At 70.4% G+C, this 23,723-nt stretch carries 24 protein-coding genes and 1 pseudogene; 14 read left to right on the top strand and 11 right to left on the bottom strand.

Features of this window, described 5'->3' with window-relative positions; all coding sequences use genetic code 11:
- Complete coding sequence (locus ACGFJ2_RS47690) at positions 1-414, top strand: NUDIX domain-containing protein (RefSeq protein WP_393479961.1); 414 nt, start codon at positions 1-3, stop codon at positions 412-414.
- A gap of 142 nt (positions 415-556) precedes the next feature.
- Here ACGFJ2_RS47690 and ACGFJ2_RS47685 read toward each other — a convergent pair.
- Positions 557-907, bottom strand: a pseudogene (locus tag ACGFJ2_RS47685) (hypothetical protein); the annotation flags it as partial.
- A gap of 171 nt (positions 908-1,078) precedes the next feature.
- Between ACGFJ2_RS47685 and ACGFJ2_RS47680 the strand changes: the two are divergent.
- Positions 1,079-3,370: a HelD family protein gene (locus ACGFJ2_RS47680; protein WP_393479958.1), complete on the top strand. Its 2,292-nt coding sequence runs from the start codon at positions 1,079-1,081 to the stop codon at positions 3,368-3,370.
- Positions 3,371-3,448: 78 nt separating this feature from the next.
- On the opposite strand, the gene ACGFJ2_RS47675 is transcribed toward ACGFJ2_RS47680, so the two are convergent.
- Complete coding sequence (locus tag ACGFJ2_RS47675; protein ID WP_357956780.1) at positions 3,449-3,898, bottom strand: MarR family transcriptional regulator; 450 nt, start codon at positions 3,896-3,898, stop codon at positions 3,449-3,451.
- A gap of 97 nt (positions 3,899-3,995) precedes the next feature.
- Here ACGFJ2_RS47675 and ACGFJ2_RS47670 point away from each other — a divergent pair, with 97 nt between their 5' ends.
- Positions 3,996-7,232, top strand: coding sequence for an efflux RND transporter permease subunit (locus ACGFJ2_RS47670; RefSeq protein ID WP_393479956.1), 3,237 nt, complete (start codon positions 3,996-3,998; stop codon positions 7,230-7,232).
- A gap of 70 nt (positions 7,233-7,302) precedes the next feature.
- Entirely contained in the window at positions 7,303-8,733 is a 1,431-nt protein-coding gene (gene purB / locus ACGFJ2_RS47665) for an adenylosuccinate lyase (protein WP_357956784.1), read from the top strand.
- 261 nt (positions 8,734-8,994) lie between these two features.
- Here the strand turns inward: purB and ACGFJ2_RS47660 are convergent, their stop codons facing one another.
- Positions 8,995-9,261 carry a protealysin inhibitor emfourin gene (locus ACGFJ2_RS47660; protein WP_393479953.1) on the bottom strand — a complete coding sequence of 89 codons (267 nt, stop codon included), beginning with the start codon at positions 9,259-9,261 and terminating at the stop codon, positions 8,995-8,997.
- A 115-nt stretch (positions 9,262-9,376) separates the two neighbouring features.
- Positions 9,377-10,450 (bottom strand): M4 family metallopeptidase, encoded by a 1,074-nt coding sequence (locus tag ACGFJ2_RS47655; protein WP_393479951.1) that lies wholly within the window; start codon positions 10,448-10,450, stop codon positions 9,377-9,379.
- 174 nt (positions 10,451-10,624) lie between these two features.
- Here ACGFJ2_RS47655 and ACGFJ2_RS47650 point away from each other — a divergent pair, with 174 nt between their 5' ends.
- Positions 10,625-11,659, top strand: a complete 1,035-nt coding sequence (locus tag ACGFJ2_RS47650; protein ID WP_393479948.1) for a DUF4037 domain-containing protein — start codon at positions 10,625-10,627, stop codon at positions 11,657-11,659.
- A gap of 7 nt (positions 11,660-11,666) precedes the next feature.
- Here ACGFJ2_RS47650 and ACGFJ2_RS47645 read toward each other — a convergent pair whose 3' ends face one another.
- Positions 11,667-12,419, bottom strand: coding sequence for an ABC transporter permease (locus ACGFJ2_RS47645; protein ID WP_357956792.1), 753 nt, complete (start codon positions 12,417-12,419; stop codon positions 11,667-11,669).
- Between the two features lie 26 nt (positions 12,420-12,445).
- Positions 12,446-13,225 carry an ATP-binding cassette domain-containing protein gene (locus ACGFJ2_RS47640; protein WP_357956794.1) on the bottom strand — a complete coding sequence of 260 codons (780 nt, stop codon included), beginning with the start codon at positions 13,223-13,225 and terminating at the stop codon, positions 12,446-12,448.
- A gap of 74 nt (positions 13,226-13,299) precedes the next feature.
- On the opposite strand from ACGFJ2_RS47640, the gene ACGFJ2_RS47635 reads away from it, so the two are divergent.
- Together ACGFJ2_RS47635 and ACGFJ2_RS47630 are read left to right on the top strand one after the other, a co-directional pair.
- The gene (locus ACGFJ2_RS47635) at positions 13,300-13,938 is read left to right on the top strand and encodes a TetR/AcrR family transcriptional regulator (RefSeq protein ID WP_357956796.1); all 639 of its coding nucleotides are present in this window, start codon (positions 13,300-13,302) and stop codon (positions 13,936-13,938) included.
- 3 nt (positions 13,939-13,941) lie between these two features.
- Positions 13,942-14,250 carry a DUF6204 family protein gene (locus ACGFJ2_RS47630; protein WP_357956798.1) on the top strand — a complete coding sequence of 103 codons (309 nt, stop codon included), beginning with the start codon at positions 13,942-13,944 and terminating at the stop codon, positions 14,248-14,250.
- A gap of 16 nt (positions 14,251-14,266) precedes the next feature.
- Here ACGFJ2_RS47630 and ACGFJ2_RS47625 read toward each other — a convergent pair whose 3' ends face one another.
- A complete protein-coding gene (locus tag ACGFJ2_RS47625) occupies positions 14,267-14,899 on the bottom strand; it encodes a MerR family transcriptional regulator (protein WP_393479944.1) in 633 nt (210 codons plus the stop codon).
- A gap of 84 nt (positions 14,900-14,983) precedes the next feature.
- Between ACGFJ2_RS47625 and ACGFJ2_RS47620 the strand changes: the two genes are divergently transcribed.
- From ACGFJ2_RS47620 to ACGFJ2_RS47605, 4 genes are all read left to right on the top strand, one after another.
- A complete protein-coding gene (locus tag ACGFJ2_RS47620) occupies positions 14,984-15,838 on the top strand; it encodes a GyrI-like domain-containing protein (protein ID WP_393479942.1) in 855 nt (284 codons plus the stop codon).
- Complete coding sequence (locus ACGFJ2_RS47615; RefSeq protein ID WP_357956804.1) at positions 15,835-16,347, top strand: GyrI-like domain-containing protein; 513 nt, start codon at positions 15,835-15,837, stop codon at positions 16,345-16,347. The genes ACGFJ2_RS47620 and ACGFJ2_RS47615 overlap by 4 nt, the downstream gene beginning before the upstream one ends.
- Before the next feature lie 192 nt (positions 16,348-16,539).
- A complete protein-coding gene (surE, locus tag ACGFJ2_RS47610) occupies positions 16,540-17,412 on the top strand; it encodes a 5'/3'-nucleotidase SurE (protein ID WP_393479939.1) in 873 nt (290 codons plus the stop codon).
- Positions 17,413-17,564: 152 nt separating this feature from the next.
- Positions 17,565-17,801: a hypothetical protein gene (locus ACGFJ2_RS47605; protein WP_357961408.1), complete on the top strand. Its 237-nt coding sequence runs from the start codon at positions 17,565-17,567 to the stop codon at positions 17,799-17,801.
- A 96-nt stretch (positions 17,802-17,897) separates the two neighbouring features.
- On the opposite strand, the gene ACGFJ2_RS47600 is transcribed toward ACGFJ2_RS47605, so the two are convergent.
- Together ACGFJ2_RS47600 and ACGFJ2_RS47595 are read right to left on the bottom strand one after the other, a co-directional pair.
- Positions 17,898-18,599: a site-specific integrase gene (locus tag ACGFJ2_RS47600; protein WP_393479936.1), complete on the bottom strand. Its 702-nt coding sequence runs from the start codon at positions 18,597-18,599 to the stop codon at positions 17,898-17,900.
- Positions 18,600-18,802: 203 nt separating this feature from the next.
- Positions 18,803-19,294 carry a MarR family winged helix-turn-helix transcriptional regulator gene (locus tag ACGFJ2_RS47595; RefSeq protein WP_393479934.1) on the bottom strand — a complete coding sequence of 164 codons (492 nt, stop codon included), beginning with the start codon at positions 19,292-19,294 and terminating at the stop codon, positions 18,803-18,805.
- A gap of 129 nt (positions 19,295-19,423) precedes the next feature.
- Here ACGFJ2_RS47595 and ACGFJ2_RS47590 point away from each other — a divergent pair, with 129 nt between their 5' ends.
- Positions 19,424-19,996, top strand: coding sequence for an NADPH-dependent F420 reductase (locus ACGFJ2_RS47590; protein ID WP_393479932.1), 573 nt, complete (start codon positions 19,424-19,426; stop codon positions 19,994-19,996).
- On the opposite strand, the gene ACGFJ2_RS47585 is transcribed toward ACGFJ2_RS47590, so the two are convergent.
- Positions 19,977-20,111, bottom strand: coding sequence for a hypothetical protein (locus ACGFJ2_RS47585; RefSeq protein WP_357961418.1), 135 nt, complete (start codon positions 20,109-20,111; stop codon positions 19,977-19,979). The two genes, ACGFJ2_RS47590 and ACGFJ2_RS47585, sit on opposite strands and share 20 nt — an antisense overlap.
- 36 nt (positions 20,112-20,147) lie before the next feature.
- Between ACGFJ2_RS47585 and ACGFJ2_RS47580 the strand changes: the two genes are divergently transcribed.
- Both ACGFJ2_RS47580 and ACGFJ2_RS47575 read left to right on the top strand, forming a co-directional pair.
- Positions 20,148-20,885, top strand: coding sequence for an SDR family NAD(P)-dependent oxidoreductase (locus ACGFJ2_RS47580; protein ID WP_393479928.1), 738 nt, complete (start codon positions 20,148-20,150; stop codon positions 20,883-20,885).
- 30 nt (positions 20,886-20,915) lie between these two features.
- Positions 20,916-22,172, top strand: a complete 1,257-nt coding sequence (locus ACGFJ2_RS47575) for an MFS transporter (RefSeq protein WP_393479925.1) — start codon at positions 20,916-20,918, stop codon at positions 22,170-22,172.
- A 62-nt stretch (positions 22,173-22,234) separates the two neighbouring features.
- On the opposite strand, the gene ACGFJ2_RS47570 is transcribed toward ACGFJ2_RS47575, so the two are convergent.
- Positions 22,235-23,723: Tn3 family transposase (locus tag ACGFJ2_RS47570; RefSeq protein ID WP_393479922.1), on the bottom strand; the 1,489-nt coding region annotated here is incomplete at its 5' end.

Below are 23,723 nucleotides of genomic sequence, written 5' to 3'. Positions count from 1 at the left end.
GTGATCCACCGCGAGGACGAAGAGACGATCTTGGATGCCGCGGCCGTCGATGTCGGCCTGGCGGCCCTTGAATTCGATGGCGCGCGGGCTTGGCTGGAGCAGGCGCGTCGGCACCCGATGGAGCCGCTGGCGGCGGATGTCTGGGTGAGTGATCCAGGCTTCGGGCACATTCTGCTGGTTAAGCACAGGGTGCGCGGCTCTGTGCCGCCCGGTGGCAAGGTCGAGCCGGGAGAGACCCCCCGCGCCGCGGCAGCACGCGAACTGGTGGAGGAGGCCGGGCTGCACGTGGAACTGCTGGAGGTGCCGGCCGCGGTCTGCGTGCGTTCCTACCGCTCGGACTGGTCGCCGACGCTGGGCCTGTCGTACGCCGCGATCGTCGGTCTCGATGCGCCGCTGAGCGGGGAGAGCGGGTAGCCGCCGCGCTGGTTCGCCCTCGATGAGGAGTGGGGGTCGGTGTTTCCCGAGGATCGCGACCGGATCCGGGCGCACGTAGCCCGGCTGGTGGCCGCTCGCGCTGTCGGGGCGCACTGACCATCGGCTGCGGGACATGGTCAGATCACATCGTCGATCCGGTCGAGCGCCTCGCCGGGCATGGCGACGAGTTGCAGGTCTGGAGGAAGCGGACCCAGACTGGTTCCAGTCCCGGCCGGGCCGCGGACTCAGCTGCGGTGATCTGTCCGGCGAAGGCGGCGGTGCGCTGGGCGTACTGCTGGAGCTCGTCGGGGTGCAGCCATCGGGGGGCGCGCACCTCGCGGGCCGAGGGGTGGAGTTGCCCGGAGGTCTGGGTCTCGAAGATCGTCCACTGGTGGCCGACGGTGCCGCCGGTGGGTCTGCGGCACCGGTTGGACCGCCAGCCCTGGTGCAGCAGGTGGAGGCGGGTTACGGTCAGGCCGACCTCCTCGGTGACCTCTGCGGTGGCGGCCTACTCGGGGCCGCCATGGGCGTCGATGTGCACGGCGACGGGCGCGATGCCGGCCGGCGAGGCGGTTGCGGGAAGGCGGGAGGGGCGGTACGCTCACTTACTTGGCACTTCAGCCAAAAGCTATATACAAGCCTCCCGTTAGGAGTATACCAGCGAATGGCTAATCGTCAAGATGCTCTCGCGGAAGCCCTTGACGTCGAGCAGGGGACCGTGTCCATGCTCTACGGCAGACTCGACGCGGCGCGTGAGCGGGCGCGGGCGGTGCTGCGTGAGGTGTACGGCCGGGGCGGCGCGCTGGGCACCCGCCAGGCCAGGGTCGAGCGTGAGGTGAGCGCCTCGGAGCAGGCGCGGCGGCTGGCGCAGCTGGACGGGGTCGAGCGCGGGCTGTGCTTCGGCCGGATCGACGACAGCGGCGGCGAGACCACCTACATCGGCCGGATCGGGCTGCGCGATGAGGGGCACGAATCGGTGCTGATCGACTGGCGCGCCCCGGCGGCCCGCCTGTTCTACGTGGCCACGGCCAGCGATCCGGGCGCCCTGCTGCGCCGCCGTCACGTGCACACCCGCGAGCGCACGGTGGTGGGCCTGGATGACGAGGTGTTCGACCTGGAGCGGATGAGCGAGGGCGAGCGCCGCACGCTGGTCGGCGAGGCGGCGCTGCTGGCGGCGCTGCGCCGGGGCCGCACGGGGCGGATGGGTGACGTGGTGGCCACCATCCAGACCGAGCAGGACCGGGTGATCCGCGCCTCTCTGCAGGGGGCGCTGGTGGTGCAGGGCGGCCCCGGCACCGGCAAGACGGTCGCGGCGCTGCACCGCGCCGCCTACCTTCTCTACACCCACCGCGACACGCTGGAGCGGCGGGGGGTGCTGGTGGTGGGGCCCAATCCGATGTTCCTGCGCTACATCGGCCAGGTGCTGCCGGCGCTGGGTGAGACGCAGGTGGTGATGTCGACGGTGGGGGAGTTGTTCCCCGGGGTGCGCGCGGTCGACGTCGACGCGCCGCGGGCGGCGGTGGTCAAGGGCGACGCGCGGATGGCCGAGGTGGTCGCGGCGGCCGTGCGTGAGCGGCAGCGCCTGCCCGAGGGCGATCTGGAGGTGCTGCTGGACGGCCGGGTGCTGCGGGTGCCGCGCGCGGTGTGCGTGGCGTTGCGGGAGCGGGCGCGGGCGGTGCGGTTGCCGCACAACATGGCGCGCAAGCTGTTCGTCACCGAAGTGCTGAAGGAGCTGGCGCGGGCCGAGGCGCGGGCGGTGGAGGAGGCGCTGCGGCTGGCGGAGATGGAGTTCGAGGATCCGGAGCTGGCCGAGCCGCTGGATCTGGAGCGCGATCTGGACGAGGTCGATCTCACGCTGGCCTCCGCGCGGCTGTGGCAGGAGCCTGCGATATACGAGGCGGTGGAGGGGCTGTGGCCGGAGCTGACGCCGCAGCGCCTGATCGGGGAGTTGCTGGCCTCCCCGGAGACGCTGTGGCAGGTCTCGCCTCCGGGACTGGAGTGGCAGGCGCTGGTACGGCCGGCGGGCTCGCCGTGGACGATCGGCGACGTCCCGCTGCTGGATGAGGCGGCCGAACTGCTGGGCGAGGACGACTCGGCCGACCGGTCGGCGTCGCGGCAGGCCGAGGGCGAGTGGGAGGAGCAGGAGCGCTACGCCCGGGAGGTGCTGGAGAGCACCGGCCTGCTGGAGGAGGGCATCTTCGACCGGGCCGACGTCCTGGCCGATCGCCACGCCGACACCGGCCTGGACCTGAGCACCGCCGAGCGGGCCGCGGCCGACCGCCAGTGGGCCTACGGTCACGTGATCGTGGACGAGGCGCAGGAGTTGTCGGCGATGGCGTGGCGGATGGTCATGCGCCGGGTTCCGGCCCGCTCGCTGACGGTGGTGGGCGACATCGCCCAGACGGGTTCGGCGGCGGGCGCACGCTCCTGGGGCGAGGTGCTGGACCCTTATCTGCGTGGCCGCTGGCGGGAGGAGCGGCTGCTGGTCAACTACCGGACGCCGGCGGAGATCATGCGGGTCGCGGCCGACGTCCTGCGTGTGGTCGATCCGTCCCAGAGCGTGCCGGAGTCGGTCAGGGACGGGGAGGCCGAGCCCCGCGCGGTCCGTACGGGCCTGGCCGGGCTGCCCGCGCTGGTGGCCGAGGAACTGGCGCTGATCGGTGAGGGCCGCCTGGCCGTCATCACCCCGGACACCGCTCATGCGCGGGTGGCGGCGCTGCTGCCGGATGGCGGCGATCTGGAGGCGCCCGTGGTGGTGCTGACGGTGACCCAGTGCAAGGGGCTGGAGTTCGACGCCGTCGTCGTGGTGGAGCCGGCGGCCATCATGGCGCAGTCACCGATGGGCGGCCAGGACCTGTATGTGGCGGTGACCAGGGCCACCCGCCGCCTGACGATCACCCACGAGAACGACCTGCCGCCGGTCTTGTCCCGCATGTCCAAAAAATCTACTTTGTAAAGGCGTCCGGGCGGGACAAAAACCCAAACACATAATCGAATAAATACCCTCATTTAGAGGCTAGAGGCTTACGGAGGGTCACGGGTAGAGCTGGTCGGCGACCTCGCGGACGCGGGTGGTCACCTGCAGCAGGCAGCGCAGGGTCTCGGTGTCGAGGTGGTCCATGATGCGCCGGTAGTGGTCGAGACCGACATCGTTGATCTCGGCCAGGAGCTTGGCGCCCGCGTCCGTCAGCTCGACCCGGCGCACGCGCCGATCGTGGGGGTCTTCCCGCCGGCTGACCAGCCCATGGCTGACCAGCCGGTCGACGATGCCGGTCACGGTGCCCAGGCCGACGCCGAGGTCGTGGGCCAGCTCCTGCCCGGAGGCCGAACCGGTGTGCGACAGCAGCATGACAACCTTGAGTTGCCGCATGGTGAGGTTGGAGGTGAATAAGGCGGACTGGGTCTGGCTCAGGGCCCGCCCGAGGCCGCGCTGGGTCTCGGTGATCCGGCGGATCAGGTCTTCGCGTTCGTCGTCCACACTCACCTCTCGCTTCCTGAGAAGGTTATCAGGAAAGCCAAGGCAGCTTAAATATTCGTACAAGGCGAAGTGTTAGTCTGGGGCGAATTCTGAAGGGACGCTCATGACCGCATTCGCCCGGTTGAGTCTTGCCAACCGCAGCCTCGTGATCTTACTTTCGATCGTGATCACCGCGTTCGGCGCGTTCACGATCCCGCAGCTCAAGCAGCAGTTGCTGCCGTCGCTGTCGTTCCCCGGCGCGTTCGTGATCGCCTCCTATCCCGGGGCTTCGCCCGAGATCGTGGAAGACCAGGTGACCAAGCCGCTGGAGGACTCCTTCCAGGGGATTGACGGCATGGAGCAGATGACCTCCACCTCCAAGGAGGGCATGACCCAGGTTCAGGTGGCCTTCGCCTTCGGCACCGACATCGAGGCGTCGATCAGCAAGATGCAGCAGGCGGTCAGCCGGGTGCAGCCGCAGTTGCCCTCCGGTGTGGAACCCCAGGTGGTCGCGGGTAACACCGATGACATTCCGGTGCTGGTGCTGGCGGTGGGCGACGGCGGCGATGAGCGGGCGATGGCCGACAAGCTGCGCCAGATCATGGTGCCGGAACTGCAGGCCGTGAAGGGCGTACGGGAGGCGACGGTCACGGGCACCCGTGACGAGGTCGTCACGATCAAGCCGGACCTGAAGAAGATGGCGCTGGCCGGGGTGTCGGCGGCGCAGATCCCGGACGTGCTCAAGGCCAACGGGACGCCGATCCCGGCGGGCACGCTGAACTCCGGCTCCTCCTCGCTCACGGTGCAGGTGGGCGAGCGGGTCGATTCGATCGACAAGCTGAAGGACCTGTACCTGACTCCGGCCCAGCCGCAGGCCACCCCGGCCCAAGCACAGCCGCAGGCGCAGCCGCAGCAGGGCCGGCCGGGCGGGCAGCAGCAGCCGGGCGGCCGTCCGGCGCAGACGACCGCGCTCGCCCAGCCCAAGCCGCTCAAGCCGGTGAAGCTGGGTTCGGTGGCCGACATCACCCGCGGCCTGGCCGAGGCGACGACGATCACCCGTACCGACGGCCGGACCAGCCTGGGCGTGTCAGTGACGATGATGCCCGACGGCAACGCGGTGTCGATCTCCAACGCGATCCGCGAGAAGCTGCCCGACCTGGGCCGCTCGCTGGGCGACTCGTCGGAGACGGCCGTGGAGGTGGTCTTCGACCAGGCCCCCTACGTGCAGCAGTCGATCGAGAGCCTGACCACCGAGGGCCTGCTGGGCCTGGCGTTCGCGGTGCTGGTCATCTTGGTGTTCCTGCTGTCGGTGCGCTCGACGCTGGTGACGGCGGTGTCGATCCCGCTGTCGGTGGTGATCGCGCTGATCGCGTTGTGGGCGGGCGACTATTCGCTGAACATGCTGACCCTCGGCGCGCTGACGATCGCGGTCGGCCGGGTGGTGGACGACTCGATCGTGGTGCTGGAGAACATCAAGCGCCATCTCGGCTACGGCGAGGCGAAGCTGTCGGCGATCTTGTCGGCGGTACGCGAGGTGTCGGGCGCGGTGACGGCCTCGACGCTGACGACGGTGGCGGTGTTCGCGCCGATCGCGGTGGTCGGCGGCATGGTGGGTGAGTTGTTCGGCCCGTTCGCGGTCACGGTGGCGGTGGCGTTGCTGGCCTCGCTGGTGGTGTCGCTGACGGTGGTGCCGGTGATGGCGTACTGGTTCCTCAAGGCGCCGGTGCTGACGCCGGAGGAGGCGCGGGCGCAGCGGGAGGCGGCCGAGGCCAAGGAGCTGCGCAGCCCGCTGCAGCGCGCCTATCTGCCGGTACTGCGCTTCGCGACGCGCTTCAAGCTGGCGACGATCCTGATCGGCCTGGCGGTGATGGTCGGCACGCTGGGACTGGCGGGCAGGCTGCAGACCAACTTCCTGGACTCCGCCGGCCAGAACACGATCTCGGTGTCGCAGAAGATGCCGGTGGGCACGGACCTGGCCACCACGGACGCGGCCGCCAAGAAGGTGGAGGGCGTCCTGGCCGGCCTGGACGGCGTGGAGACCTACCAGGTGAACGTCGGCGGCGGCAACGCGATGCGCGGCGGCGCCGGTGGCGGCGCGGATCGCGCGTCCTACTCGCTGACGCTGAAGGAGGGCGCCGACACCCCGGCGGTGGAGCAGGCGCTGCGCGACAAGCTGACCGGCCTTTCGGACGTCGGTGAGGTGACGGTCGGCGGTTCGGGCGGCGGCGGCTTCTCCTCCGACTCCATCGACGTGGTCGTGCAGGCGGCCGACGCCGAGACGCTGCGGACCGCGGCCGACGCGGTCAAGACGGCCATGGGCCAGGTCTCGGGCCTGCGTGATGTGTCGTCGAACCTGGAGGCCAGCGCCCCGCGGATCGAGGTGCGGGTCGACAAGGAGAAGGCGGCCGCCAAGGGGCTGTCGGAGGCGCAGATCGGCCAGTCGGTGGCGCAGGCCTTCCGCGGCGCGCCGCTGGGTCAGCTGACGCTGGACGGGCGGGCCAGCGACCTGGTGCTGCGCGTGGGTGAGGCTCCCGAGGACGTCAAGGAGATCGAGAAGCTGAAGCTGGCCACGGCGACGGGCTTGGTGAAGCTGTCGTCGGTGGCGGATGTCAAGCGGGTGGCCGGGCCGACGCAGGTGACCCGGATCGACGGTGAGCGCTCGGCGACGGTGTCGGCCAAGGCGACGGGTTCGGACCTGGGCAGCGTGACGCAGGCGCTGACGACGAAGCTGAACGGCGTCACGCTCGCCTCGGGCGCCTCCTACGAGATCGGCGGCGCGTCGGCGGACCAGCAGGACGCGTTCGCGGATCTGGGGCTGGCGATGCTGGCGGCCATCGCGATCGTGTTCATGATCATGGTGGCGACGTTCCGCAGCTTCGTGCAGCCGCTGATCTTGCTCGTGTCGATTCCGTTCGCCGCGACGGGCGCGGTCGGGCTGCTGGTGGCCACCAACACGGCGATGGGCGTGCCGGCCCTGATCGGCATGCTCATGCTCATCGGGATCGTGGTGACCAACGCGATCGTGCTGATCGACCTGATCAACCAGTACCGCGCACAGGGACTGGGGATCGTCGAGGCGGTCATCGAGGGCGGCCGGCGCAGGCTGCGGCCGATCCTGATGACGGCGGTGGCCACGATCTGCGCGCTGACACCGATGGCGCTGGGCGTGACGGGGCAGGGCGGGTTCATCTCCCAGCCGCTGGCGGTCGTGGTCATCGGCGGGCTGATCACCTCGACCCTGCTGACGCTCGTCCTGGTTCCGACCCTCTACACGATGGTCGAGCGGGCCAAGGAGCGGCTGCGCCGCAAGCCGGCCGAGCCGAAGAAAGAAGCGGCGAAGGTTCTGGCTCCGACCCCGTAACGCAGAGGGGTGCTCCGCCCGTACGGCCTGGTGCCGTACGGGCGGAGCTGTGTGAATAGACTTGTCCGACGTGACTTCCAAGCCGCGTATCCCTGATGTCCTGGCCGCCCGTTATGCCTCCGCGGAGCTGGCCCGGTTGTGGTCCCCCGAGTACAAAGTCGTCGCCGAGCGGCGACTGTGGCTGGCGGTGCTGCGGGCGCAGGCGGAGCTCGGGGTCACGGTCCCGCAGGAGGCGGTCGCCGACTACGAGAAAGTGGTCGAGCAGGTCGATCTGGCCTCCATCGCCGCGCGGGAGCGGGTGACGCGCCACGATGTGAAGGCGCGCATCGAGGAGTTCAACGCGCTGGCCGGGCACGAGCAGGTCCACAAGGGCATGACCTCGCGTGACCTGACCGAGAACGTCGAGCAGCTGCAGATACGCGACAGCCTCCTGCTGGTACGCGACCGGGTGGTGGCGTTGCTGGCCCGGCTGGCGCGGCTGGCCGAGGAGCATGAGGCGACCGTGGTGGCGGGCCGTTCGCACAACGTGGCGGCGCAGGCCACCACGCTGGGCAAGCGGTTCGCCTCGGCGGCCGATGAGCTGCTGGTGGCCTTCGGCCGGCTGGAGGAGCTGATCGCCCGCTACCCGCTGCGCGGCATCAAGGGACCGGTGGGCACCGCCCAGGACATGCTGGACCTGCTGGACGGCGACCGCGCGAAGCTGGCGGAGCTGGAGGGCCGGGTGGCCGCGCACCTGGGGTTCGAGCGGCGTTTCACCAGCGTGGGCCAGGTGTACCCGCGCTCGCTGGACTTCGAGGTCGTCTCGGCGCTGGTACAGCTGGCGGCCTCGCCGTCGTCGCTGGCCAAGACGATCCGGCTGATGGCCGGGCACGAGCTGGTGACGGAGGGGTTCAAGGAGGGGCAGGTCGGCTCGTCGGCGATGCCGCACAAGATGAACACCCGCTCCTGCGAACGGGTGAACGGCCTGACGGTGGTGCTGCGCGGTTACGCCTCGATGGTGGCCGAGCTGGCCGGCGATCAGTGGAACGAGGGCGATGTGTCGTGCTCGGTGGTACGCCGGGTGGCGCTGCCGGACGCCTTCTTCGCCTTCGACGGGCTGGTGGAGACGATGCTGACGGTCCTGGACGAGTTCGGCGCGTTCCCGGCGGTGATCTCGGCGGAGCTGGACCGCTACCTGCCGTTCCTGGCCACGACGAAGATGCTCATGGCGGCGGTCCGCGCCGGGGTGGGCCGGGAGCGGGCACACGAGCTGATCAAGGAGCACGCCGTGGCTTCGGCGCTGGCGATGCGCTCGCGCGGCGCGGCCAACGAACTTCTCGACCGGCTGGCGGCCGATGAGCGTTTCCCGCTGGACCGTGACGCTCTGGCGGCGCTGCTGACCGACCGGGTGTCGTTCACCGGCGCGGCGGCCGAGCAGGTGGCGGCGGTGTCGCGGTCGGTGGGCGAGATCGTGGCAGCCCATCCGGAGGCGGCGGCCTACCAGCCGGGCTCGATTCTGTGATCGCCGAGCTGTCGCGGCATGCGCGACGCGGCTGGTACGGCACGCGCTGAGCGAGATGGGGCCCTCGTATCGGCCGGTGGGTGAGGCCGACCTGGTGGGAGGGGCCGGGCGGCGCTGATGGTGGGATGAGGGCAACCGGGCGGCGATCGGGGTGTACGAGCGGATCGGCTACCGGCGCCGCGCGCTCATGGCCTCGCAGGTGGTGTAGAGCGGGCCTGTCGAGGGGGCCGCTGCCGTACGGGAACGGCGGGTTTTGCGCCCTTATGGGCGGGCGTGGCGGAGCAGTTCGGTGAGCAGGGGGCGCAGGGCGGCGGGCACCTCGGACTCGGTCAGCTCGGTGACCTGGTCGCCGGTGGGGCGGTGGACGGTCAGCCGGTAGCGGGGCTGGGACGATCCGGGCGGCTCGGTGGCCGCGCCGGAGCCGAGGTGCCGCAGCAGGTCGTCGACGGCCTCGTCCAGGTCGGTGTCGAGGGTGGCGGTACGGCGCAGGCCGGTGAAGCCGCCGCTGGTTTCGAGCGTGACACGCATCTGCGTCCTTCCGGCTGGCTGTTCACCCCACGGTACGGGGCTCCGCACGGGTCCGGGCGGGCTTGGCCGCGCAACCCTCGCGGCAAGCCTTGTCGCCGGACCCGCGCACAGAGGGTTACCAGAATCCCTGCTGCCTGGCGGCGCTGCGGACGGTCTGAGGGGACTGGCGGGGGACGAGGCCGGCGCGGGCCAGGATGCGGGCCTGGGCGACGGCGACGGTGGCGGCGTCGGCGAACTTGGCGTTGGGCCACAGGTTCTGCAGCGTCTGGTACATGATCACGGTGGCGGCGTCGAGGCCGAGGTCCTGGCTGATGAGGTAGAACCAGCGGTTGGTGATGCCGGACATGATGTGCGGGTCGGCGGGTTCGAAGTAGCCGGACATGTCGCGAGGTTGCGGGTCGCGGCCCATCAGAGGGTTGTCGAAGGCGGTGCCGGGTTCGGCCATGTTGCGCAGCGCCTCGCCGTACAGGTCGTCGGCCATGATCTCGTCGCCGATGAGCCAGTTGTGGGTGTGGGCGTCCTGGCCGCCCGCGTAGGCGTCGATGGCGGTGCCGAGCATGTCGCTGAAGGATTCGTTCAGGGCGCCGCTCTGGTCGTTGGTGTAGTTGAGGTTGGCGCTGAACTGGGTGACGCCGTGGGTGAGCTCGTGGGCGCACACGTCCATGCTGGCGGTCAGGTCCTTGAAGACCTGGCCGCTGCCGTTGCCGAACACCATGCGCAGGCCCGAGTCGTCCCAGAAGGCGTTGTCGAAGGCGATGCCGAAGTTGACGTTGGCGACGAGGTTGAGCCCGGCGTTGTCGATGGACTCGCGGCCGAGCCGGTCCTTGTAGTAGGTGCGTACCGTGCCGAGGCGGTCGTAGGCGTCGTTGGCGTTCTGGGCGGCGACGGCGGGGTCTCCTTCGCCGCGGATGAAGGTGACGTCGAAGGTCCACTGGTTGAGGTCGTCGTAGACGAGGCGTCCGCCGGTGCCGGGTTTGGGGACGGTGAGCCCCGGCGGGACGCTTTCGGGTTCGGCGGTCATGCGCTGCTGGGCCAGGGGGAGGGCGTCGGTGCTGCGCCGGCCGCGGCGGAACTGGGCGGAGACGACGGCTGAGCGCTGGGCGGGTGAGGGTTCGGCGCTCTGCTGTGCCTGGACCTTGGCGATGTGGTCGAGGACGTGGGGCGGGACGAAGGAGCAGCGATATGCCATGGCTGAGCCCTTTTGGCGGGAACGGATTCTGACGTTTCCACGTAAGCGGGGCCGGGTGCGGGGCGCATCGGTGGCGGTCTCAGGGCTATCCCTAGGCGGCGTCCGGGCCGGGATTCGGGGTGGCCGGAAAATCGGATGAGGTTCGGCAGGCCGTCAGGCACAGTTGACAGTGTGATGTCCGATTTTGTTCCTGGTATCGAGTTGTCCCGAGACTTTTATGCCGAGGTGGTGGCGCCGCTGGTGGAGCGGGTGCCGCACAGCGCCGCGCTGATCGGGCCGGGCTCGGAGGTGCTGGCCTTCGACACGGGCCGCTCCGCCGATCACGACTGGGGCCCGCGGGTGCTGGTGTTCGTGGAGCCGGAGCGGGTGGCGCAGGTGGAGGCGCAGGTGCTGGCCGGGCTGCCCGAGCGGTTTCGGGGACTGGAGACGGTGTTCGACTACCACGGTGCCCGGCGGCCGGGCGTGGTGGTCGCCGATCTGGAGGCGTGGCTGGTGGAGCGGCTCGGGTTCGACCCGCGGCGCGGGGTGTCGCTGCTGGACTGGCTGTCGGTGCCGTGGCAGAGCCTGGCGGAGGTGACGCTGGGGGAGGTGTTCCATGACGGGCTGGGCGGGCTGGAGGAGGCCCGGGCGGCGCTGCGCTGGTATCCGGGCGATGTGTGGCGGTACGTATTGGCGTGCCAGTGGCGGCGCATCGCCCAGGAGGAGCCGTTCCCCGGCCGGTCGGGAGAGGTGGGGGATGAGCTCGGCTCGGCCGTCGTGGGGGCACGGCTGAGCCGGGAGGTGATGCGGCTGGCGCTGCTGCTGCGCCGCCGCTACCCGCCCTACGCCAAATGGCTGGGCAGCGCCCTGGCGCGGATGCCCGGCTCGACGGAGCTGGGGGAGTCGCTGGGACTGGCGGTGGCCGCCCGGTCATGGCGGGAGCGGGAGGACGGGCTGGCTGCCGCCTATGGGCGGCTGGCGGCGCTGCAGAACCGGGTGGCGCTGGCCGAGCCGCTGGATGAGCGGGTACGGGACTTCCACGACCGGCCCTTCCGCGTCATCGGCGGCGACCGGTTCGTCCAGGCGCTGCTGGGATCGGTGTCGGACCCGGTGATCAAGGGGTTGCCGGTGGTGGGGTGCGTGGACCAGCTGTCGGACTCGGTGGATCTGCTGCTGGAGCCGCGCCGCGCCCGGGCGGTGACGGCGGCGGCTCTCGGCCTGGGCGCCTGAGCGCCGCTCAGGCCCGCCTACGGCCGAACAGGCGGGCGCCGCCGAACACGCACACGGCCGCCAGGGCCACGGTGACGGCGGCGCCGGTCAGGACCGTGGCGTTGGCGTAGTGGCCCTGGAAGACCTGCCGTACCGCGTCGACGGTGTAGCGCAGGGGCACCACGCGGGAGGCGGCGTCGAGCCAGCCCGGCGCCAGGCTCATCGGCAGCAGCAGGCCCGACAGCAGCATGAGCGGCATGCCGGCGGTGTTGGCGATGGCCGCGAACTCCGGCGGCGTGGCGACGTTCATGGCCAGCCCGTAGGACAGGGCCGACAGGGCGGCGGCCAGGACGGCCACGAAGGCCAGGCCCAGCACGATCCCGGCCAGCGGGGCGCGCAGCCCGAAGGCCAGGCCGAGCCCGACGAGCAGAATCGACTGGGCCAGCAGTTGCACGACGTCGCGCAGCGTGCGGCCCAGCAGCAGGGCCAGCGGGTGGACGGGGGTGACGCGCATGCGGTCGATGACGCCGAGGTTGCGGTCCATCAGCAGGCCGAGCCCGACGAACGAGCCGCCGAGCAGGGCGAGCTGCACCAGCACGCCGGGCACCAGCGCCTGCCAGGACGATCCGCCCACGCCGAGGTCGAGCCTGGTCAGCAGCGGGCCGAACAGCGCCAGGAACAGCAGCGGTTGCAGCATGCCGAACCACAGGCTGGTCGTGGAGCGCAGCGTGGCGCGCAGGTAGCGGCCGAAGATGATGCCGGTGTCGGCGAGGAGGGTCATGAGGGGTCCGTATTCCTGTGGGTCTACTAGATGGACAGGGGTTCGCCGGCGGTGGTGCGGCCGGTGATGGCCAGGAAGGCCTCCTGCAGGCTGGCGGCCGGATCGCCGGTGTGGCGGGACTTGAGCTCGGCGGGGGTGCCTTCGGCGACGACCGCTCCGGCGTCCACGACGACGATGCGGTCGGCGAGCGCGTCGGCCTCGTCGAGGTAGTGGGTGGTCAGGAAGACCGTCGTGCCGTGCTCGGCGCGGATGCGGCGCACCAGCTCCCACAGCTCGGCGCGGCTACCGGGGTCCAGGCCGGTGCTCGGCTCGTCGAGGAAGAGCACCTGCGGCCGGTTGACCAGGCCGAGCGCGATCTCCAGCCGGCGGCGCTGGCCACCGGACAGGGCGGCGCTCGGCCGGTCCATCAGCTCCACCAGAGCCAGGTCGCGGGCCAGCTCCTCGGCCCGCTCGCCGGCCTGGCTTTTGGTCAGGCGGTGCAGCCGGCCCTGGGTGATGAGCTCCTCGCGTACGCCGCAGCCGGGGTCGAGGCCGCCGGACTGGGCGACGTAGCCGATGCGGCGGCGAACCCCGGCGGGGTCGGCGAGCAGGTCGTGCCCGGCCACCTCGGCGTGGCCGCCGCTGGGCGGCAGGAGGGTGGTGAGCATGCGGACGGTGGTGGTCTTGCCGGCGCCGTTCGGGCCGAGGAAGCCGAGGATCTCGCCGCGCCGCACGGTCAGGTCGATGCCGCGTACGGCGTGGACGGGGCCTTTGGCCAGGGTGAAGGTACGGGCCAGGCCCCGGACGTGGATGGCTGGTTCAGGCATGCCGCCGATAGAACCACACTCCACTCCAAAATTGCAATCGACTTAAAGTTTGGAGTTGAGTTAAGCTATTCGGCATGACCGAGGGCTTGCGGGAACGCAAGAAGCAGCAGACCCGCCACCGCATCCGCGACGTGGCCACCGCCCTGTTCGTCGAACGCGGCTTCGACCACGTCACCATCGCCGAAGTCGCCGCGGCGGCCGAGGTGTCCGTCAACACCGTCTACAACTACTTCCAGACCAAGGAAGACCTCGTCCTGCCGCCCGAGGAGGCCTCACCCCAGCGCCTGGCCGACATCGTGCGCCACCGCCCCGCCGGCCAGGCCGCCGTCCCCGCCGTCCTGGAACACCTGCGCCAGGAGGTACGGCGGCGCGAACGCAAGCTCGGCCTGACCGACGGCTTCGGCCGCGTCTTCGACATGATGAGCGCCGCCCCCACCCTCACCGCCCGCCTGGGCGACCTCGGCCGGCAGATGACCGACGAACTGGCCGCCGTCCTGGCCGAGGAGAGCGGCGCCGCGCCCGGCGACCCCCTGCCCGCCATGGTGGCCTGGCACATCGGCGGCTTCCACGCGCTGGTCTACGCCGAGATCGGCAAACGGACCGCGGCAGGACAGAGCCCCGACGCCATCGCCGCGGCCGTGCTGGAACTCATCGACGTCTACGAGGACCTGCTCGGAGACCGTCTTCGTACCTACGCCACACGTAAGGACTGACCCATGTTCAGAGTGACGATCCGCGGCACCTTCCAGGGCCTGGACGAGGCCACGCGTGAGGCCGTACGGGCCGCGGCAGGCGCCGCCTTCACCGAGGCCGGAACCTTCACCCACGACCAGAGCGTGTCGGCCTTCACCTTCCGCTGCCAGATCCCCGCGGGCCCCGACGACGGCGAGCACGAGGCCACCGCGGCCGCGATGGCCGCCCTGGACGCCCACGGACACCCGTACCACGTGCTGCGCGTCGCGGTCACGGACATGCGCGACATCAAGATCCGCCGCAAGGGCCGCCCGAGAGCGAGCTCGGGCTGAGCCCCGCCACCGGCCTTCAGCGGCGGGCGTTGGCGGCGATGGCCGAGCGGAAATCGGCCACGTCCATCGCCTCCTCGCCGTCCGCCGGCAGGCCCGCCTTGAACACCGCCGCCAGATCCTCCACGACCGCCGCCGCCTCGGCCTTGAGCCGCACCCAGTCGGCTTCGGTGTAGGCGGCGACGCGGCGCCGGCTCTGCTCATACCGCTCACCGCCGCCCCAGCGCCGCTCCACCTCCGCCTCGTGAACCTCCGCCTCGTGAACCTCCGGCCGGAAACCGCCGAACACCTCCAGCCGTTCGGCCGGACTCAGCGCGACGCTCATCGTATGAGCCTGCATCGCCCGCTCCACCGCGGCGATCACCTCACTCAGCCGCTCGGACCTACGCACCAGCAACTCATGCCGGCGGCGCAGATGCGTCAGCTCATCGGCACGCGGCTCGTCCAGAATGACGGCCGCCTCCTCCAGCGCGAAACCCAGCTCCCGATACAGCAGCACCTGCTGCAGCCTGACCAGATCCGCCTCGGTGTAACGCCGGTAACCGGCCGCCGTCCGCTCACCCGGACTGAGCAGGCCGATGTCGTCATAGTGATGCAGCGTCCGCACGGTGACACCGGCCAGCCTGGACACCTGCCCCACGGAAAAGCTCATGACCCCCACCATGAACCCTCACGTTACGTCAGGCACAAGCCCGGGCTGGACTCTCCCACAGCCGGAGGCCCCATGCTGGGGGACGTGGACGACGACCTCCTGCCGATCGGACAGTTCGCCCGGCTCACCCGCCTGAGCGTCAAGCAGCTGCGGCACTACGACGAGATCGGGCTGCTGCGGCCCGCCTGCGTGGACACCGCCACCGGCTACCGCTACTACCGCGCCGCCCAGGCCCGCGCGGCGATGTCGATCGGGCTGCTGCGCTCCCTCGACGTGCCGCTGCCGGTCGTCGGCCAGGTCCTGGCCGGCACCGAAGGCGCCCTGGAGTCCGTACACGACACACTGGAGGCCGAACTGGCCCGGCGGCGGCGCACACTGGCCTCCCTGGAACGCGTCATAGCCGACGGCCTGCCCGCCACCCAGGTCCGCATCGTCACCGAACCGGCCCACCGCGTCGCACTCGTGCGCGAACGCGCCACCGGCCCGGCCGACATCGCCCGCGCCACCACCGCCGCGATGACACGCCTGACAGCCGGCCTGCTGTACGAGCCGGCGACCCGATCCGACACCGACACCCACACGCCCCCAGCACTGCCCGGCAGGGGAGCGGCGGGCGGCGGCCCGCACTTGATCGGCCTGTTCCCCGTCGACCTGACCGACGACTTCGACGTGACCGCCGCGCTCGTCCTGGCAGACGGCCGGCACACCGGCGGGGGAGCACAGGTGGACGTGCTGCCCGGCGGTACCTTCGCCGCCGCCACCCACCTCGGCCCCTACGACCAGATCTCCCTGACCGCCCACGCCGTCCTGGCCTGGTGCGCCGAACGCCGCCACCCCATGCGCGGCCCGATCCGCGAGGTGTACGTGTCCGACCCGGCCCACACCCCGCCCGACCAGCTGATCACCCACCTGATGATCCCTTTGGAGGACGAGCCATGAGCGCCGAACTGATCACCCAAGGCCCCGTCACCTGCCTGAACGTCACCGGCCTGGGCGAGCCAGGCGGAGCCGAGCACCTGTCCGCGATCGGCGCCCTGCACGCCGTCGCCGGCGCGATGGGCGGCCCCGCCGGGCCGCTGGAAGGCCTGTGGTGGGTGGAGGACGAACGCCCGGGGCTGCAGGTGCCGCGCGAGCAGTGGCGCTGGCACCTGCTGCTGCCCCTGCCCGCCACCCCCGAGCCCGGACGCCTGGAACAGGCCCGCGAGTCCGTACGCGCGAGCGGCGCGGCCGTCGACCGCGTACGGGTGGCCGTCTTCACCGAGGGACAGTGCGTGCAGATGCTGCACCACGGCCCCTACAGCGAGGAACCCGCGACCCTGAAGGTGATGGAGGAGTACATGGACGAGCACGGCCTGGTGGCCAACGGGCCGCACCACGAGGTGTACCTGACGGCGTTCGACGACCCCGACCCGCGCACACTGCTGCGCCAGCCCGTCCGCCCGGCATGAACCGCCTCACCCGTTAATCAGGGGTTCATCTGGGGTCGCACGATCTTCCCCCGCCGCCGCGCCGGCTCTTACATTCCGAAGCGTCACCCCATCCCGAGCGTCACCGCGGACACACCGGCCCAGCGAGATCAGGCCGCTCAGCCACCGCGGCCGCGTCGGGCGCGAAGGTAAGAGCCGGCAAGGAGACAGACCGTGTTCAAGCGCATCGCCCTCATCCCTGTGCTATTACTCGCCTTTCTGGGAGTGGCGAACCCCGCCCCGGCCCAGGCGCACGAGCCGCGCCACCTGCGCATCCTGCTCACCAACGACGACGGCTACACCTCCGCCTACCTGCAAGGACTGCGCCAGAAGCTGATCGAGGCGGGCCACGAGGTGACGGTCGTCGCCCCCGACAGCGACGTCAGCATCACCGGCACGGCGATCAACGCCAAGTTCGGCACCACGCTGCAGGCCACCCAGAAGGAGCCCGGCGTCTGGGCCGTCGGGGGCAGCCCCAGCGACGCGGTCGCGTTCGGGACGCGCGTCGTGTTCGCCGGCAACCCGCCGGACCTGGTGGTCTCGGGCCCCAACCCGGGTGAGAACGTCGCCGCGACCGCCAACTACTCCGGCACCGTCGCCGCGACGATCACCGCCATCACCGGCGGCATCCCCGCCGTAGCGGTCAGCGTCGCCAGGAGCGGCGGCTCCTTCCCCAGCGCCGACCAGTCGATCGCCTTCGCCGTCAAACTCGTCGACCGGCTGGCGGCGACCTCACGCGGCGCCGTCCTGCCCGCCCGCACCGCGCTGAACGTCAACTACCCCGTCACCCCCAACGGCAAGGTCACCGTCGCCAAGCTGGGAACCTCGCTGCCGTTCTCCACCGACTACACCCTCGACTCCGCCGCGTGCGCCACCTGCTACCGCATCCTGCCCCTGCCGGCCACCGCCCCCGACCCGGTGACCGACGCCGACCGCACCCTGCTGGCCGCGGGCAACGTCACCATCACCCCGCTGGACGGTAACTGGGAAGCGGGACCGGCCACCGCCACCATCATCCGCCTCCGCCTCAACGCCCTGACCCCCTGAGCCCGGAGCACCCCGCCGGGAACACCGTGGGCCCACAACCCGACCCCACCCTGGCCTCGCTGTAGTCCTGGGGAAATTTCCAATGGATTTGCCTGACCTGCGACGATGCATGCCCAAGTGACTGCAGTCTCGATTCACTTACCGTGTGGGCCATGAGCGACAAGCCGGAGTTTGGGTACGGCGCGAGCGGTCGGCCGCTGTGGACCGCGCGGGATCGGGACGCTGAGGTCATCCGGACGGTGCTGCGCAAGGCGGAACGGCGGGAATTCAGCGAACGCCATGACGGGTTTGTCGAGGGCGGGGACGACGGGGCGCCGTTCCTTGTCGCGTGCGCCGTCGAGGCCGAGGTTCCGCGCCGGAGCTTACGCGGTATCGGGTCGATCTGGTGAAGGCTGGGTATCGAGTCGAGCCTGACCCCGACGATGATCAGGTGCCGCTGGTGCGGGACGGCTCGTGATGCGGTGGTCTACCGGGTGATGTGGGGGTCAGCGGGTACGGCGACGCTGGACGGGGTCGGCTTCGGCGGTGATGCGGGCGGAGGTCTCTTCACCGAGTCGCACGTAGCGGCCGAGGCTGGCCAGATGCTGGTGGCGGCTCTTGGCCTGCAGTTCGGGCGCTGTTCGGCCGGCTTGGGCGAGGTGCTGCAGCGCCGAGTGGCGGAGCTGGTGCAAGGTCCACCCTTGCCGGTGCGGGTCGAGCTTTGCGGAGGTGGTCTTGAACAGGTACTCGGCGCGCGGGTAGGACAGTCGGCCTCGCCCGGTGACGGGGCAGATGTCGGCGGCTGTCGGCGTTCGGCGTCCAGAGGTGGGGGCGCGCCGGTCGGTCAGGAAGACCGGTCCGGTCGTGCGGCCGGTCAGCAGGCGGGGCAGCAGCCGGGCCGGGTTGGTGGCCAGCAGTTCCTGGCGCTGGGCCCAGGCGGTGAACGAGGTCAGCGCGGATAGGTGCCGGTTCCAGGTCGCGGCGGCCGCGGCGTTCCAGTGGTCCATCACCGCGGCGTAGTGCTCGGGCTGCAGGACGGCGACCGGATGGTGCGGGCCGGTGGCCGCGGTCAGCCGGGTGAGGGTCTCGGCGTAGCCGGCGCGGGTGGTGGCCGCAGCGAGGGAGTCGAGGAAACGCTCGACCGCAGCCGTGACCGTCACGCTGGCGGTCGCAAGGTCGGGCTGGCCGGGGAACGCCACGATGGACACGGAGCCGCCTCCCGAAAGGCGATGTGACACATAATGTAGCCGAGTCGCCTGCGCGGCGGCGGGCGCCGAGCTGGGCGAAGGTGACCCGGCGGCAGCCAGTGTGACAGATAATTCACATTCTGTGTCACGCTGCCGAGCGGTCCTGGGTGGGACGGGTGTTCCTGGGTGGGACTGCGCGAGAGAGCCGCGGGTCGGCGTGCCGATCAGGTGGCCCTTTTGCGGGAGGCGGTCGGCAGTACACGGGGACGCAGCCGGGTGCGCACACCGTCCATGATGTCGGCGAGTTGGGCGATCTCCTCGTCGATCAGGAGGTCGATCAGGCCGTCGCGGACCGCCTCCACATGTCCGGGCGCGGTCTTCTCGAGGAGTCGCTGGCCGTCTTCGGTGATGACGACCATGGCCCTGCGTTCGTCGTTGGTGTCGGTTTCGCGGCGTAGCAGGCCGGCCTTCTCCAGCTGGGCCACCTGGTAGCTCAGGCCGCTGCGCGAGGTGATCATCAGGTCGGCGAGCTCGGTGATGCACCGGCGTTGGGGGGCGCACTCGTTGGCCCAGTGCAGGATCTCGTACTGGATCATGGTGAGGCCGGCGTCGTCTCGAAGTTGGCGTTCGACATGGCGCTGGATCAGGCCGGAGGTTTCCAGGAAGCCGGTCCAGGCGCGCATCTGCGTCTCGTTCAACCACCGCGGTTCGCTCATGTGAGGAGCCTACCGGAGTTGCGTCGAATTCGACGCATCCGTACGATCGACTCCGTTGCGCCGATGCGTCGAATTCGACGCATTTCGTGTCGTGTATCGACGCGCCTCACATCTCGGAAAGGGCCACTCATGAAGATCAGCATCATCGGCAAGGGCAACGTCGGCTCCGCGTTGGAGCGCCGTCTTGCCACGGCCGGGCACGCGGTCACCACGGCGAACTCTTCCACCGCTCCGGACCAGGTCGCGGCGCAGGTCGCCGAGGCCGACGTCACCGTGCTGGCCGTGCCGTTCCCCGCCATCGCCCAGCTCGACGCCAAGATCAAGACCGCCCTGGCGGACAAGGTCGTGATCGATGTCACCAACCCGCTGGCGGCCGACTTCATGTCGCTGACCATCGGGCACACCACCTCGGCGGGTGAGCAGGTCGCCGCCACACTGCCCGGCGCCCGGGTGGTCAAGGCCTTCAATACCGTGTTCGCCGCCACCCTGGACACCCCCGGCCTGTTTTTGCCGGTGGCCTCCGACGATGAGGCCGCCAGGAAGACCGTGCTGGAGTTGGGCACGCAGCTCGGCTTCGACGCCGTGGACGCCGGCCCGCTGGCCAACGCCCGCTACCTGGAGCCGGCCGTGGAACTGCTGATTCAGCTCGCGTACGGGCTGGGGATGGGCGCAGGCATCGGCTTCACTCTGGCACGGGCATGACGATCCCGACGTGGACGGCGGGATTCCGCCCGGCGGTCATCAGCCCGTACGAGCGGATCTCGTCCCATGCCTTCGGCGAGGAGGCCACCCGGCAGACCTTTGATCCCCCGACCATCCGTACAACCGCGGCGTGCACCGGAAAGGGCGGGAGATGACCGATCACGACCTGTCCGGCAGGGTGGCCTTGCTCACCGGGGCATCAGGCGGCATCGGCCAGGCACTAGGCCAGCGCCTCATCGCCTCCGGCGTAAAGACCGCCTTCGTCTACGGTTCACACTCCAACCCGGCCCACGCGTTGGTCGCCCAGGCCCAGAACGCGAGGGTCGACGCGGTCGCGCTCGCCGGCGACCTCGCCGACCCTCACGTGCCGGCCAGACTGCTGAATGAGGCCGCCGACGCGCTCGGCGGCCCCGTGGACATCCTGATCCCCAACGCAGGCCATGCGCTCCAGCAGGACTACACCACGCTCGAACTCCAGGCGTGGGACCGCACGCTCGCGGTTAACCTGCGCACCCCCTTCCTGCTGGCCCAGCACGCCCTGCCGGGCATGGCCGCACGCGGGTACGGGCGCGTGCTGTTCATGTCCTCGGTCGCCGCCTTCACCGGCGGCATCATCGGCGCGGACTACGCCGCCTCCAAGGCTGGACTGCACGGCCTGACCCACTTCCTGGCCGCCCGCGTCGCCTCCCGCGGCGTGACGGTCAACGCCCTGGCGCCCGCTCTGATCGCCGACACCCGCATGCTGCCTGGCAACGCCGATCCCCGCGCACTGCCCGTCGGCCGGTTCGGCCAACCCCAGGAGGTCGCCGACCTAGCGCTGGCCGTCCTGCGCAACGGATATCTCACCAACCAAGTGCTGAGCCTGGACGGCGGCGCCTACCCGCGCTGACCTCTCTCTTTTTGCTGACAGGAGCCCCTCATGCCCGTGGCCCTGCTCGCCCTTGCGATCAGCGCATTCGGCATCGGAACCACCGAATTCATCATCAACGGCCTGCTGCCCGAGCTGGCCGCCGACTTCGACGTCAGCATTCCGGCCGCCGGGCTGCTGGTCTCAGGATACGCAGCCGGCGTGGTCATCGGCGCGCCCCTGCTCACCATGGCGGGGGCGCGCCTGCCCCGCAAGACCATGCTGCTCGCCCTGATGATCCTCTTCCTGGCCGGGAACATCCTCTCAGCGCTGGCGCCCTCCTACGGCGTGCTGATGGCCGGGCGGATCGCCGCGGCCTTCTCCCACGGCGCCTTCTTCGGCGTCGGCGCCGTCGTCGCGGCCGACCTGGTGAAACCGGCCAAGCGCGCCAGCGCGCTGTCGGTGATGTTCTCCGGCCTGAGTATGGCGAACGTCCTCGGCGTGCCCGCCGGCACCGCGATCGGGCAGGCGTTCGGCTGGCGCGCCACCTTCTGGGCCGTCGTCGCCGTCGCGGTGGTCGGCCTTGCGGGGGTGGCGGCGCTGGTCCCTTCCCGCCCTCGCCCCCAAGAGCAGAGCCTCCTGCGCGAGCTGAGCATCTTCCGGCAGGGCGGCGTGTGGCTCGCGCTGACCATGACCGTGTTCGGATTCGCGCCCGTCTTCACGGTGATCACCTTCATCGCGCCGATGATGACCGACGTGGGCGGTTTCTCCCCGGGAACGGTGCCCGTGGTCATGGGGCTGCTCGGAGTCGGCCTGGTCGCGGGTAACCTTCTCGGCGGCCGCCTGGCCGACCGGGCCGTGCTACCCGCGGTCTACATCTCCGTCGGCACCCTCACCGCCCTATCGGCGATCGTCGCCGTGGCGGCGGACAACCAACCGGCCTTCATCGCCGCGATCGTCCTGTTCGGGGTGGCCGCTTTCGCGACAATCCCGCCATTGCAGACGTGGATGCTCGACAGCGCCTCACAAGCGCCCGCCCTGGCCTCGGCGGCCAACATCGGTGCATTCAACCTGGCCAACACCCTCGGCTCCCTGCTCGCCGGACTCACTATCGAGGCCGGGCACGGATACGCGGCACCGGCCTGGATCGGCATGGCGCTGGGCCTGGCCGGCCTGGCCGTGACCGGGCTGGTAAGCCTGCGCATCCGCCACCAAGCCCTGCGGGCAGATGCTGACCAGAAACACCAGAAGACGGCACAGCCGTTCGCCTCCTCTGGGCCGGCGAATCCCGCGACATCAGACACCAGCACCACCATCAGTGAGGCATAACCGCACGTCGATGGTGACGGCCCGCCCCTCACGCGTGCCATCACCATTGTCGTCCCTGCGGTTCAGGGCGCCAGTCCCAGCTCCCGCAGCTGGGCGGTCCTCAACGGCCGCCAGCCGCCGCCGTCCAGCTTGGCCAGCTCGGCCTCCACGTCGACGGTGATTACGCCGAAGAAGTTGACGTTCTCGCTGTGTGCTGGGGAGATGTGGGCCAGCAGCTCGTCGGGAATGTCCCGGCCGGCCGCCCGCAGCTGCCGTACGGCCAGCGAGTAGTACTCCGTCGTCCACGCGATGACAGAGTTGGTCAAAACGCTCAAACACCATGCCTGGTCCGTCTGGTCAGCCAAGGCCGGCTTGGTGATGGCGCCCTGGTGGGCGTAGTGCAGGTCCCGGCGCAGCGCGTGCAGGCTCTCGCCCTTGTTCAGCTGCCGGGCGATCTTCCTGCGGTAGGCCGGGTCCGACAGATACTTCGCCGCGTGCAGCGTGCGGCGCAGCATGCCCCACTCCTTCAGTGCCGCGGCCAGGGTGTTCTGCCGGGAGGCGGCCGACCACTTGCCCACCACCAGCGAGGCGGTGGCCTGCCCGTACTCCAGCGACCCGGCCATGCGCAGCAGGTCGGGCCAGCACTCGGTGATGAGGTCTTCGTTCCAGCGGGCGCCCAGCAGCGGGCCCGCGTGGGGATAGCGCTTGACCACTTCGGTGGGGGTGTCGTCCCGGATCAGGGTGATCTTGCCGAGGTCGCGGATGCGCGGGGAGAGCAGCTTGCCCACCAGGTCGAACAGGGCAAAGTTGATCAACGTGGCGCCGTGGGTATCGGTCGCGTGTTCGAACAGGGGCAGATCGGTGGCGTTGCCCAGGAAGTCGTCCAGCACGAAGTGCGCCTCGCGGGCGTTCGGCACGATGATTTTCGTGCCGAACGTGGAGTGCTGGTCGGACACGTGCGTGTAGGACGACAGCACCTGGCCGCCGTGGATGGTCATGTCCCGGGCGGTCGTGCTCTTACCGCGGACCGGGAAGCGCTGCCCGTCCGAGCTCGACATGGTGCCGCCGCCGAACACCTTCGACAGATCCAGCCCATGGTGGTGGTTGATGATGCAGGTGTTGGCCTCGCGCAGCGTCTCCTCCCGCACGTACCACTCCTGCGTCCAGCGCAGCACGTCATAGCCGATGCCGCAGGCCTCCGCCATCCTGGACAACCCCGGATTCGTGGCGTTGGCGATGAGCACGCTGAGGATATTGCGCTTGAGATCGGCCGAGCGGGCCTGGTTACGGCCGCCGGCGTGAGTGAAGCAGTCCAGAAAGTGCGTGCGCACGTCAAGCTCGATCAGCAGGGAGGCGATCGGCGCGAACGGCAGCATCCCGGCCGGCTCCGCCCTCAGCTCCTTGGCCTCGCCTGGCACGTCTTCGGCCGACAGCGGCGGGATGACGAGCTTGTCGTCGTCATCGAGCCGGACCGCGCCGGTGTCGTCCGGCAACGCCTGGGCCAGCGTCTGGTCGAGCTGCGTCAGCGCGGCGTGCAGTTCCTCCTTGCTCTGTTCGATCGACTCGGCCGCA

Origin of the sequence: Nonomuraea sp. NPDC049028, from assembly GCF_043197735.1 — a bacterium.
Lineage (GTDB): Bacteria > Actinomycetota > Actinomycetes > Streptosporangiales > Streptosporangiaceae > Nonomuraea.
This window is presented reverse-complemented; position numbering and strand designations above follow the sequence as displayed.